At 68.7% G+C, this 12,561-nt stretch carries 9 protein-coding genes; 4 read left to right on the forward strand and 5 right to left on the reverse strand.

Annotated elements, in window-relative coordinates; translation table 11 throughout:
• Nucleotides 1–93 precede the first annotated feature (93 nt).
• The 5 genes from ACAM54_RS14590 to ACAM54_RS14610 all read right to left on the reverse strand — a co-directional run bounded on the left by ACAM54_RS14590 (nt 94) and on the right by ACAM54_RS14610 (nt 5,727).
• Nucleotides 94–861, reverse strand: coding sequence for an ABC transporter ATP-binding protein (locus tag ACAM54_RS14590; protein ID WP_369648017.1), 768 nt, complete (start codon nt 859–861; stop codon nt 94–96).
• A 38-nt stretch (nt 862–899) separates the two neighbouring features.
• Nucleotides 900–2,357 (reverse strand): PHB depolymerase family esterase, encoded by a 1,458-nt coding sequence (locus ACAM54_RS14595; protein WP_369648018.1) that lies wholly within the window; start codon nt 2,355–2,357, stop codon nt 900–902.
• Nucleotides 2,358–2,522: 165 nt separating this feature from the next.
• Nucleotides 2,523–3,716, reverse strand: coding sequence for a substrate-binding domain-containing protein (locus ACAM54_RS14600; protein ID WP_369648019.1), 1,194 nt, complete (start codon nt 3,714–3,716; stop codon nt 2,523–2,525).
• 144 nt (nt 3,717–3,860) lie between these two features.
• Nucleotides 3,861–4,136 carry a hypothetical protein gene (locus ACAM54_RS14605; RefSeq protein WP_145745155.1) on the reverse strand — a complete coding sequence of 92 codons (276 nt, stop codon included), beginning with the start codon at nt 4,134–4,136 and terminating at the stop codon, nt 3,861–3,863.
• Between the two features lie 46 nt (nt 4,137–4,182).
• Entirely contained in the window at nt 4,183–5,727 is a 1,545-nt protein-coding gene (locus tag ACAM54_RS14610; protein WP_369648020.1) for a sigma-54 interaction domain-containing protein, read from the reverse strand.
• 169 nt (nt 5,728–5,896) lie between these two features.
• Here ACAM54_RS14610 and ACAM54_RS14615 point away from each other — a divergent pair, with 169 nt between their 5' ends.
• From ACAM54_RS14615 to ACAM54_RS14630, 4 genes are read left to right on the forward strand one after another with little or no spacing between them, the layout of a single operon-like run.
• Nucleotides 5,897–6,619, forward strand: a complete 723-nt coding sequence (locus ACAM54_RS14615; protein ID WP_192323212.1) for a CerR family C-terminal domain-containing protein — start codon at nt 5,897–5,899, stop codon at nt 6,617–6,619.
• Nucleotides 6,616–8,112, forward strand: a complete 1,497-nt coding sequence (locus ACAM54_RS14620; protein ID WP_369648021.1) for an efflux transporter outer membrane subunit — start codon at nt 6,616–6,618, stop codon at nt 8,110–8,112. The genes ACAM54_RS14615 and ACAM54_RS14620 overlap by 4 nt, the downstream gene beginning before the upstream one ends.
• The gene (locus ACAM54_RS14625; protein WP_307697909.1) at nt 8,109–9,338 is read left to right on the forward strand and encodes an efflux RND transporter periplasmic adaptor subunit; all 1,230 of its coding nucleotides are present in this window, start codon (nt 8,109–8,111) and stop codon (nt 9,336–9,338) included. The genes ACAM54_RS14620 and ACAM54_RS14625 overlap by 4 nt, the downstream gene beginning before the upstream one ends.
• Nucleotides 9,335–12,454: an efflux RND transporter permease subunit gene (locus ACAM54_RS14630; protein ID WP_369648022.1), complete on the forward strand. Its 3,120-nt coding sequence runs from the start codon at nt 9,335–9,337 to the stop codon at nt 12,452–12,454. The genes ACAM54_RS14625 and ACAM54_RS14630 overlap by 4 nt, the downstream gene beginning before the upstream one ends.
• Nucleotides 12,455–12,561: the final 107 nt, after the last annotated feature.

The raw sequence follows: 12,561 nt of genomic DNA on the forward strand, positions 1-12,561 counted from the left end.
ACGGCGCCTGAAAGGCTGCCGCGGTTAGAGGGCCGCGAGCCCCCACCCCTGCCGTCCCCCGGCGGGGGAGGGAGAAATTCATCATCAACGCCTTCATGTGGTCGCCTCCTTCGCGATGCCGAGGTAAGCCTCCTGCACCACCGGCGAGGCAATCACCTCGGCCGGTTCGCCATCCGCCACCAGCGTGCCGTTGTGCAGCACGATGATGCGGTCCGCGAGCTCGCGCACCACGTCCATCTTGTGTTCGACCAGGAGGATGGTCTTGGTCTTGTCCTGCTTGAGCTTGCGGATCAGGTCGAGGATGACCGGCGCCTCGGCCGCGTTCATGCCGGCCGTGGGTTCGTCGAACATGAAGACCTTGGGCTCGAGCGCCATCAGCAGCGCCACCTCGAGCTTGCGCTGGTCGCCGTGCGGCAGGCTGGCGACCGTCGCGTGCTCGCGCGACTTCAGCGCCACGTCGGCCAGGATCTGGTCGGCGCGTTCGGTCAGCCCCTTGTGGTCGCTCCAGATGCTCCACAGGTTGAGCCCGCGCCGGTGCGCGCCATCGCGCGTGGCCTGCACCGCCAGGCGCACGTTCTCCAGCACCGTGAGGTTCGGGAACAGGTTGGTGAGCTGGAAGGCCCGCCCCAGCCCCGCATGCGTGCGCGCCGACGGCGACAGCCCCGAGAGCAGTTGCCCGTCGAGCGACACCGTGCCCGCGCTCGCCTTGAGCTGGCCCGAGATCAGGTTGAAGTAGGTGGTCTTGCCCGCCCCGTTGGGGCCGACGATGGCCGTCAGCGTGCCCGGCGCAAACGCGCAGCTCACGCTGTTGACGGCCACGTGCCCGCCGAAGCGGATGGTCAGGTCTTGCGTCTCAAGCATCGTGTGTCATTGCAAACAGGAAAAGGTGCAGATCGGCCTCAGCAGGTGCCGATCACGTAGTAATTGGGCCCGGTCTGCTTGAGCGTGGTGGTGACGTAGACGTTCCACAGGCCCATCGACTGGCCCGAGCCGTAGGCATAGGTGAGGCCCCACAGCGCGTAGGCACGCCCCGCCACGGTGTGCGCATAGTTGCTGGCGGTGTAGCAGGTACCGCCGCCACCGCTGCCGGCCAGGGTGGTGCCCGTGGCCGCTGTCGACATCGCGCCTTGCGCATTGCTGGCGTCCAGCGCCGCCACGGTCCAGCTGTAGGTGGTGGACGGGGCCAGGCCGGTGTCGGTGTAGTTGGTGCCGGCCACCGGCGCGGCGTTGACCTTGCTGCCGCCGCGGTAGACGTTGTAGCCGCTCGCACCCGTGACACCGGCCCAGCCGACCACCATGCTGCTGCTGGTCGCGCCCGAGGTGCCCACGCCGGTCGGCGCCGGCAGCGACGAGCCGCCGCCGGAGCCGGTCACGCGGTCGACCATGGCCTTGAGTGCCGCCATCTGCGGGCCCGACTTCTTCGCGTAGTTCGCGTTGTCGTAGCCCCACCAGTCCCAGCAGCTGTTGGTGGCTGCGGTGCTGGTCTGCGGGTAGATCAGCACGATGTTGTTGGTGTCGGCCCAGCGGTTGTAGCCGGTCTTCTTCACGTACTGGTCGGCCACGTCGGTGTAGTTCTGCTTGCAGCCGTGCAGCACCAGGTGCACGCGGCACGATGCCGTGGTGCAGGCCTGCGGCACGTAGATCCAGCCGGTGGCGGCCACGCCGTGGCCGGTGATGAATTCCGACTGGTTGAACTCGGTGAAGGTACCGCCCAGCGTGCCGTTGTTGCGCGGGTTCAGCGGGCCGTAGAGCTGCTGCAGGATTTCGCCCGCCAGGTCGAAGCCGCAGTTGTTGATGTAGGGCGCGGCCGTGGTGCTGCAGGCGCCGCCGTAGTCGTCGGTGACCATCGCATGGCCGGCGCCGATGTTGTTCCTGTAGACCGTGTTGGCCGCGGGCACGAAGCTCTGGTAGTAGGTCTTGAGGTCGTCCATCACCGCGGGCTTGACGGTATTGTCCGAGGTGCCCGAGAACATGTACACCTTGGAGTTGCTCATGTTCGACACCGGGTCGATCGCACCGCTGGCGGCCCAGCTGTTGGTGGTGCTCACGAGCGTCGACACCGGAATGCTGCTGCCGTGCGCCATGCAGCGCCCGGTGGCATTGAGCACCGAGCCCTCGGCGCAGTAGTACGGCCCGCCGGCCACCACGCCGGCGCCGCGCTTGAAGGTGGCCGAATAGGCCACGTGCAATTGCACGGCCATGAAGCCGCCCGCCGAGAGGCCGGACACGCTCACCTCCGCCGGATTGGCGCCCAATGCCGGCAGCGGCACTGCCGCTGTCGCGGCCTGCCCCGCCGCCATCGTGATCGCCGCAACCGCGGCCCATCCCTTCCAGTTTTTCCATCGCATCGCTGCCATCGCTGTCTCCTTCTGTTGTAGGTGTATCGAACGCTTGCTGGATTGCTGACGAATCGGCCGTTGGTTGCACCGCCCGCGCCTCGGCGGCGCAGGCTGGCGCTTCGCCCGGCGGCCACTCCGGGGCGAAGGGAGTGCGGCCTCAGGGCCGCGGCTGTGGATTGGCGCTCAGCGCTTGTTTTTGATGGGGATGTCCATCTCTTCGGGCTTGATCTCGCGCACCAGCTCCGGCACCCCCCAGGCGAAGGCCGGGTCGGCCTTGATCTTGAAGTGGTACATCGACTGCATCGCCTGGTGGTCTTCCTTGCGGAAGGTCATCTTGCCCTTGGGTGTGTCGAAGCTCATGCCTTCCATGGCGCCGATGAGTTTGTTGGTGCCGGTGTCGCCGCCCGTCTTCTTGAGCGCGGTGACCACTGCCATGGCGGCCGAGAAACCGCCGGCCGTGAAGAAGTCCGGCGGTGCCTTGAACTGCTTGTAGTGGGCCGACACCAGCGCCTCGTTGACCGGGTTCTTCGGGATGCCGAAGTAGTAGTAGGTGGCGCCTTCCATGCCTGGAAAACGCTTGTACGCGGTCATGGCCGGCAGGATATTGCCGCCCGTGGCCACGTCGATGTTGTAGCGCTTCTTCAGCTCGGCATCGGCCAGCGCGTTGAACGGGGTGGTGGCGCCCGCCCACACCACGGCGATCACCTTGCGGCCGGGCTTGTCCTTCAGCGCGTCGACCATGCGCTGGATGCCCGCGGTGAAGTCGGTGGTGGCCGGCGGCAGGTATTCCTCGTGGACGATCTTGGTCTTCTTCAGCGCATCCTTGAACGCCTTCACGCCATCGCGGCCAAAAGCCCAGTCCTGCGCCAGCATGACCATGGAGATGTCGCTCGCGTCCGCGGCCACCGCATTCGAGATCGCATCCTGGCTCGAATTGCGGCCGGTGCGGAAGATGTACTTGTTCCACTTGTCGCCGGTGATCGAATCGGCGACGGCCGGCTCCACGATCAGGATCTTCTTGTACTCCTCGGCCACCGGCAGCATGGCCAGGGCCACGCCCGAAGCCGTGGGGCCCACCGCCAGCGCGGCCTTGTCGTCGGAGTACGCGGCGGCCAGCAGCGACTTGCCGAGGTCGGGCTTGCCCTGGTCGTCCTTCTCGATGACCACGAGCTTCTTGCCGTTGACCATCATCGTGCCGCCAGTGGCGTAGTCCAGGCCCATCATCAGGCCGGTCTGGGTCTGCTTGCCATAGGCCTCGAGCGGCCCGGTCTTGCTGTAGATATGGGCGATGCGGATTTCGTTGGACTGGGCCCAGGCGGGTGCAGCGGTGACGCAGGCGGCGAGTGCGGCCAGGGCGACGAGGTGGCGACGGTTCATTCTGTGTCTCCTGAAATAGGTGACTGAATATTGCACACTTCGTGCCATCTGCTAACCCCTTGATACCAAACGCTTCTTCATTCGAAGGAAGCGCCAGTCGACTGAATTCAGAACACTTGAAGTGTCTGAATTTCAATCAATTGTCTATTTGTCGGTCAGGGTTTTCTCGGAGATTTGGCGCTCGGCGATCCAGCGCTGGAACTGGCGCTCGGCCTGCATGCGGAACTCGTTGCGCGCGTGGTTGCAGGCGGCGTGCGCAAGCCGGCGGTGCTTCTGCGAGCGGACGCCGCCGAGCGTCGAATCGATCAGGTGTTCGATGGTCGCGGACTCGGGCCTGCCGTGCGGCTCGTCGAAGTCCATGGCCAGGCCGCACCAATGACAATTGGGGCCGAAGGTGGAACGCAGGGCGCGCACGCTCATGGGCTCGCTCGCTTCAGGCCGATGCAGCGGGCGAGGCTCGAAGGCTTCACGCCGGCCGCTCCTGGTTCGTCATGCGCTCGTAGAGCGTGGCACGTGAAATGCCGAGCAGCCTCGACGTCGCCAGCTTGTTGCCACCGGTGGCCGCAAGCGCCGCGGCGATCGCCTTGCGCTCCAGTTCGGCGACCTGCTGCGCGAGCGGCCGCAGCAGCAGCGCCTCTTCGTCGGCATCGTGCGCGCTCTGCAGGGTGGCGGGCAGCTCGATCTGCTCCAGCCCCGCTTCGCGCAGGATGCGTTCGAGTTGCGCGGCATCGATGCGCTGCGAGTCGCTGCGCATCGTGACCTGCTCCAGCACGTTGCGCAGTTCGCGGATGTTGCCGCGCCAGTGCTGGCCGGCCAGCAGCGCGAGCGCATCGGGCGTGATCTCGGGCGGCGCCTCGCCGCTGCGTAGCGCCATATCCTCCCCCAGCGCCTCGACCAGCGCCGGAATGTCGCTGCGCCGCTCGCGCAGCGGCGGCACGCGCAGCGGCAGCACGTTGAGGCGGTAGTAGAGGTCTTCGCGGAACTGGCCGCGGCGCACCAGCTCGGGCAGGTCGCGCGAGGTGGCGGCGATCACGCGCGCATCGAAGGGCACGAGCTTGTTGGAGCCCAGCGGCTCGATCTCGCCCTCCTGCAATGCGCGCAGCAGCTTGGCCTGCAGGCCGAGCGGCATGTCGCCGATCTCGTCGAGAAAGAGGCTGCCGCCGTCGGCCAGCTTGAACTTGCCTTCGCGCCCTCGCCTGTCGGCGCCCGTGAAGGCACCGGGCGCGAAGCCGAAGAACTCGGCCTCCAGCAATGTGTCGGGCACGGCCGCAATGTTGACGCTGACGAACTGCCCCTTGGCGCGCGCCGAGGCCGCATGGATCGCATGCGCGAGCAGTTCCTTGCCGGTGCCGGTTTCGCCCAGCAGCAGCACCGGGCTCGCGGACTGCGCGGCGCGGCGCGCATGGCGCTTCACCTCCACCGCGGCCGGGCTGCTGCCGATGAAGCTGGCAAAGGTGTACTTGGAGCGGCGCTGCCCGTCGGCCGCATGCTGGTAGAGCGGGTTGTTGCGCTGGCTTGCAAGCTCGCGACGCGCATCGTCGAGGTCGCGCTGCAGCAGCGCGAACTTGCTGATGAGCGGCTGCAGCGTGGTCTCGGGCTGGTCGAACAGCACGATGCCGATGGCACCGATGACTTCTCCCGCCTCGCCCTCGCGCCCGCCGCTCTCGGCGCGCAGCGGAATGCGGCTGACCACGAAGGTACCCGCCTTGTTGTTGAGCAGGTCGACCAGGATCGGCTCGCCGGTCTCGAGCACGCGCCGCATCTGCGTGTTGGGAATGACGTCCTCGACCATGTGGCCCATGAACTGGTCGATCGACGAAAAGCCCAGTGCCGGCAGGAAGCGGCGATAGCCTTCGTTGACCCACACGATGCGACCGCTGCGGTCCACCAGGAACATGCCCTGGCTGATGCTCGAGAACAGATGGAACATCGAGCGCGCGGCCAGCGCAAGGATGCCTTCGGCATCCAGAGGCAGGGCGGGCGATGCGGCGGCGGGCGGAACGGCGGACATGGGCGGATCGTAGCGCGCCTCATTCGGCCGCTCGCCGGGCCGCTTGCGGTGGCATCGATGCAGCCGGCGGAAATGCGCCAAAAGCGCATTCACCGCCAATGCGAAGAAAGCCCTCATCGCGCCATAAGTAAATCAAACGTTTGATTTGCTGCATGGTCTAATCGCCTGCATGAGCGCCTCCGCCCTGCAAGCACTTTCCGCCCGCGCGCCGCGCAGCGACGGCGTCGAAGCACGCCAGCGCCTGCTCTACGCCGCCCTGGCGCTGTTCGCCGCCAACGGCTACGCCAAGACCTCGACCCGCGAGATCGCGCGCGCCGCGGGCGTGAACATCTCGGCCATCAGCTATTACTTCGGCGACAAGGCCGGCTTGTATGCCGCCACCTTCGGCGAGCCGATGGGCGGCAACGCGGGCGATTTCATCTCGCTCTATGCCGCGCCCGAGCTGCCGCTGGAAGAGGCGCTGCGGATCTTCTTCACGCGCATGATCGAGCCCCTCAAGCAGGGAGAGATCGTGCGCCAGTGCATCCAGCTGCACCTGCGCGAAATGCTCGAGCCGACCAGCCAGTGGGCCGAGGAGATGGAGCGCGACATCAAGGGCCCGCACAATGCCATTGCCCGCGTGCTGTGCCGGCGCCTGGGCCTCGCGCGGCCCGACGACGACGTGCACCGGCTGAGCTTTGCCATCACCGGCCTGGCGATGCAGCTTTTCGTGAGCCAGGACCTTGTCGAGGCGATACGCCCCTCCCTGCTGAACACGCCGCGCAGCGTGGACACCTGGGCCCAGCGCCTCACGGGCTATGCCGTCGCGCTGGTCGAGGCCGAAGCCCTGCGCCGCCAAACCGCCGCCAGGCCCGCGGCCGCGCCTGCCCGTTCAGGGAGAAAGAAGACATGAGACGACTCCGATCGATTGCCGCCCTCTGCCTGACACTGGGCCTTGGTCTCGGCCTTGCGGGCTGCGGCCTGACGCGTCCGCCAGCCACGGTCGAGGCGCCCTTCCCCGCGCAATGGCACGCGCCGCTGCCGCACGGCGGTTCGCTGGCGTCGCTCGCCGACTGGTGGCGCCAGCTCGACGATCCGCTGCTGGTCGAGCTGATCGCCGCGGCCGAGGCCGCAAGCCCCACTCTCGCAAGCGCCGCGGCGCGCGTGGCCGAGGCGCGTTCCACGCGCGTGCAGGCCGGCGCGGCGCTGCTGCCCAACCTGGACGCCACGGCCTCGGCGAGCCGCGGCGTCTCGGGCTCCTCCTTCGGCGCCGGCGGCGCGGCTTCCTCGTCCAGCAGCAGTACGGCCGCCGTCGCGCCGCTGACCACGCTGCAGGCCGGCCTGCAGTCCAAGTGGGAAATCGACCTGTTCGGCCGCCTGCGCGCCGACCGCGATTCGGCCGAGCAGAAGTTCAACAGCGCCACTGCCAAGTGGCACGACGCGCGCGTGGCCGTCGCGGCCGAAACGGCCAACGCCTACTTCGCCGAACGCGCCTGCCAGCAGCAGCTGCGCGTGGCCGAGTCCGATGCCAGATCGCGCGGCGAAACCGCGCGCCTCACCGACCTGTCGGCGCGCGCCGGCTTCACCGCGCCGGCCGATGCAGCGCTCGCGCGCGCCAGTGCCTCGGACGCCTCGGGTCGCCTGACCCAGCAGCGCGCCCAATGCGCGGTTCAGCGCAAGGCGCTGGTGGCGCTCAGTGGCATCGACGAGCCCACGCTTGAACGCAAGCTCGCCGCCTCGCCCGCGCAGCGCACGCTGCCCGCGATCGGCAGCATCGCCAGCGTGCCGGCCGAGGCGATCTCGCAGCGGCCCGACGTGTACGCGGCTGAGCTCGGCGTGGCGTCGGCCAGCGCCGATGTGGGCTCCGCCGAGGCCGAGCGCTATCCCAAGCTCAGCATCTCGGGCTCGATCGGCCGCATGCAGATCCGCACCAGCGGCTTCCGCGAATCGCTCGACACCTGGACCATCGGCCCGGTCTCGCTCACGGTGCCGCTGCTCGACGGCGGCGCCCGCGCGGCCAACAGCGACGCGGCCAAGGCGCGCTACACCGAAGCCGTGTCGCTCTACCGCGCGAACGTTCGGCAGGCGGTACGCGAGGTGGAGGAAGCGCTGGTCAACCTCGACGCCACCGACGCGCGCGCGGCCGATGCCGACGCCGCGGTGAGCAACTACCAGGCCTCGTTCGATGCCACCCAGGCGCGCTACCAGAGCGGCCTGGCCAGCCTGTTCGAGCTCGAGGATTCGCGCCGCACGCTCTTCGCCGCGCAGACCGCCCGCGTCTCGCTGCAGCGCGAACGCACCGAAGCCTGGGTGGCGCTCTACCGCTCGATGGGCGGCGGCTGGGCCCGCCCCGAATCGCCCTCAATGACTTCCAACCCGGCCGCCAAGGTCGCGACGTCGCCATGAAAAGAATCAAACGCTCCACCCTTGCCATCGCGCTGCTGGCGCTGGTCGTCATCGTCGCCGCGGCCGTGTGGCTGACCCGCAAGCCCGCGAACGAAGCCGGCACGCCGGCCGCCACCAAGGGCAAGGCGGGTGCGCCGGCCGCTCGCCCGACGCTGACGGTCACCGTCGCCAAGGCCGAGCCCACCGAACTCGCGCTCACGCTTGCGGCCAACGGCAATGTGGCGGCCTGGCAGGAGGCCAGCGTGGGCTCCGAATCCAGCGGCCTCAAGCTCGCCGAAGTGCGCGTGAACGTGGGCGACGTGGTGAAGAAGGGCCAGCTGCTGGCCGTGTTCTCGCCCGAGACGGTGCGCGCGGACATCGCGCAATCGCGCGCCTCGCTCGCCGAGGCCAGGGCCACCGCGGCCGACGCCGCGGGCAACGCGGCGCGCGCGCGCACGCTGCAGGCCACCGGCGCACTGAGCCAGCAGCAGATCAACCAGTACCAGACGGCCGAGCAGACCGCCAAGGCGCGCGTCGAGGCCGCCGAAGCCGTGCTCGCGGCGCAGGAAGTGCGCGGCCGCAACACGCAGGTGCTGGCGCCCGACGACGGCGTGATCTCCTCGCGCACCGCCACGGTCGGCAGCGTGGTGCCCGCCGGCACCGAGCTGTTCCGCCTGATCCGCCAGGGCCGGCTCGAATGGCGCGCCGAAGTCACCTCGGCCGAGCTCAGCCGCATTGCCGTGGGCACCACCGCCTTCGTGGTCAGCGCGAGCGGCGCGCAGGTGCGCGGCAAGGTGCGCAGCATCGCGCCCACCGTCGATCCGCAGACCCGCGCGGCGCTGGTCTATGTCGACCTGCCGAACGTGCAGCAGAACACCGGCATCAAGGCCGGCATGTTCGCGCGCGGCGACTTCGAGTTGGGGCGCAGCTCCGCGCCCACCGTGCCGCAGAGTTCCATTGTTCCGCGCGACGGCTTCAACAACGTCTTCGTGCTGCAGCCCGACAACCGCGTGGTGCAGCTCAAGGTGCAGACCGGCCGCCGCGTCGGCGAGCGCGTGGAAATCACCAGCGCATTGCCCGAAGGCGCGCAGATCGTGGTGCAGGGCGCCGGCTTCCTGAACGACGGCGACCTGGTGCGCGTGGTGGCGCCGCCGGCCCCTGCGGCCGCGGGCGCCCGGCCTGCCGCAGCGCCGGCCTCGGCCGCCGCAGGCGGCCAGGGCAACGGCGAAGCGAGGGCACGCCCATGAACGTCTCCGCATGGTCCATCCGCAACCCGATTCCGGCGGTGATGCTGTTCGTGCTGCTCACCTTCGGCGGGCTGCTGTCCTTCAACGCCATGAAGGTGCAGAACTTTCCGGACATCGACCTGCCGACCGTGACGGTCTCGGCATCGCTGCCCGGCGCGGCGCCTTCGCAGCTGGAGACCGACGTCGCGCGCAAGCTCGAGAACTCCATTGCCACGGTGCAGGGCCTCAAGCACATCACCACCAAGGTGCAGGACGGCGCCGCCACGCTGATCGTCGAGTTCCGCCTCGAGAAGCCGGTGCAGGAAGCCGTGGACGACGTGCGCTCCGCGGTGCAGCGCGTGCGCGCCGACCTGCCGGCCGACGTGCGCGACCCGGTGGTCACCAAGCTCGACTTCGCAGCCCAGCCGGTGCTGGCCTTCACCATCGCCTCGTCGCGCATGGACGCCGAGGCACTGAGCTGGTTCGTGGACAACGACATCACCAAGAAGCTGCTCGCGCTGCCCGGCGTGGGCGCGGTGAACCGCGTGGGCGGCGTCACGCGCCAGGTGCACGTCGATCTCGACCCGGCCAAGCTGCAGGCATTGGGGGCTTCAGCGGCCGACATCTCGCGCCAGTTGCGCCAGGTGCAGACCGAAAGCGCGGGCGGCCGCATCGACCTGGGCGGCAGCGAGCAGCCGGTGCGCACCCTGGCCACCGTGCAGTCGGCCGACCAGCTGGCCGACATGCAGATTGCGCTTTCCGACGGCCGCCGCATCCGGCTCGACCAGGTGGCGCGCATCAGCGACACCATTGCCGAGCCGCGCGCCGCGGCGCTGCTCAACGGCAAGCCGGTGGTCGGCTTCGAAGTGGCGCGCAGCCGCGGCGCGAGCGAGGTCGAGGTGGGCCGCGCGATCCAGAAGGCGTTGGCCGAACTGCGCGCGCAGCGCCCCGACATCGAGCTGACCGAGGCCTTCAATTTCGTCGAGCCGGTGGAAGAAGAGTACGAAGGCTCGCTGCACCTGCTGTACGAGGGCGCAATCCTGGCCGTGATCGTGGTGTGGCTGTTCCTGCGCGACTGGCGCGCCACCTTCGTCTCGGCCGTGGCGCTGCCGATGTCGGTGATTCCGGCCTTCATCGGCATGCACCTGCTGGGCTTTTCGGTCAACGTGATCTCGCTGCTCGCGCTCTCGCTGGTGGTCGGCATCTTGGTGGACGACGCTATCGTGGAGGTGGAGAACATCGTGCGCCACCTGCGCATGGGCAAGTCGCCCTACGAGGCGGCCATGGAAGCGGCCGACGAGATCGGGCTGGCGGTGATCGCCACCACCTTCACGCTGATCGCGGTGTTCCTGCCCACCGCCTTCATGAGCGGCGTGGCCGGCAAGTTCTTCAAGCAGTTCGGCTGGACCGCCTCGCTCGCGGTGTTCGCGTCGCTGGTGGTGGCACGGATGCTCACGCCCATGATGGCGGCCTACATCCTGAAGCCGGTGGTGGGGGCCGAGAAGGAGCCGCGCTGGCTCACGGCCTACATGCGCGCGGTGGAATGGAGCACGCACCACCGCTTCAAGACGATGGTGCTCGCCACCCTCTTCTTCTTCGGCTCGCTGGCGATGATTCCGCTGCTGAAGACCGGCTTCATCCCGCCTGACGACAACTCGCAGACGCAGATCTACCTGTCGCTGGCGCCCGGCTCCACGCTCGCGCAGACCACCGCGGCCGCGGAGGAAACGCGCAATCGCGTGATGAAGATCGACCATGTGCGCAGCGTCTACACCACCGTCGCCGGCGGCAGCGCGGGCGGCGATCCGTTCGCCAACTTCGGCACGCCCGAAACGCGCAAGGCCACGCTCACCATCAAGCTCGACGAGCGCGGCGACCGTCCGCGCAAGCAGGTGATCGAGAACCAGATCCGCGCCGCGCTCGAAACGCTGCCCGGCGTGCGCAGCACCGTGGGCCTGGGCGGCTCGGGCGAAAAATACATCCTCGCGCTCACGGGTGAAGACCCCGCGGCGCTGGCCAGCGCCGCCAGCGCGGTCGAGAAAGACCTGCGTACGGTGCCCGGCCTCGGCAACATCACTTCCACCGCGAGCCTGATCCGCCCCGAGATCGCCGTGCGCCCGGACTTCGCGCGCGCCGCCGACCTGGGCGTGACCAGCTCGGCCATCGCCGAGACGCTGCGCGTGGCCACGCTGGGCGACTACGACCAGGCACTGGCCAAGCTCAACCTCGCGCAGCGGCAGGTGCCCATCGTGGTGAAGCTCGAAGACTCGGCGCGGCAGAACCTCGAGCTGCTCGGCCGCCTCTCGGTGCCCGGCGCGCGCGGCCCGGTCATGCTGAGCCAGGTGGCCTCGCTGACGATGGAAGGCGGCCCGGCTGTCATCGACCGCTACGACCGTTCGCGCAACGTCAATTTCGAGATCGAGCTCTCGGGCGTGGGCCTGGGCGACGCCAAGGCCGCGGTCACCGCGCTGCCCTCGATCCAGAAGCTGCCGCCCGGCGTGCGCGTGACCGAGGTGGGTGACGCGGAAGTGATGACGGAGCTGTTCAACAGCTTCGGCCTCGCGATGCTCACGGGCGTGCTGTGCATCTACATCGTGCTGGTGCTGCTGTTCAAGGACTTCCTGCATCCGGTGACGATCCTCTGCGCGCTGCCGCTGGCGCTCGGCGGTGCCTTCGTGGGTTTGCTGATCGGGCAGAAGGCGCTGTCGATGCCGTCGCTGATCGGCCTGATCATGCTGATGGGCATCGCCACCAAGAACTCGATCCTGCTGGTGGAATACGCCATCGTGGCGCGCCGCGACCACGGCATGAGCCGCTGGGACGCGCTGCGCGACGCCTGCCACAAGCGGGCACGGCCCATCATCATGACCACGCTCGCGATGGGCGCCGGCATGCTGCCGATTGCCGTGGGCCTGGGCACTGCCGATTCGAGCTTCCGCTCGCCGATGGCGATGGCGGTGATCGGCGGATTGATCACTTCGACCGTGCTGAGCCTCCTGGTGGTGCCGGCGGTGTTCACCTACGTGGACGACATCGAGCACTGGATGCGGCGGACCGTGCGCAAGCTGCGGGGGCAGCCGGCCGATCCGCATATCGACGACGACCTGGTCGAGACGCCGCCCCGTCCCGCGGCCTGAGCCGCTGCGACCCGCTCCACGGGATGGCAGGGTGGCCGATTGGCGGGGTCATAGGCTGCATGGCGGATTCCGCAGGCGGCCGGCTCTTCGAATAATCCGGTGCCTGT

This window comes from Variovorax sp. V93, from assembly GCF_041154485.1.
In the GTDB taxonomy this organism is placed as follows: Bacteria; Pseudomonadota; Gammaproteobacteria; order Burkholderiales; family Burkholderiaceae_C; genus Variovorax; species Variovorax beijingensis_A.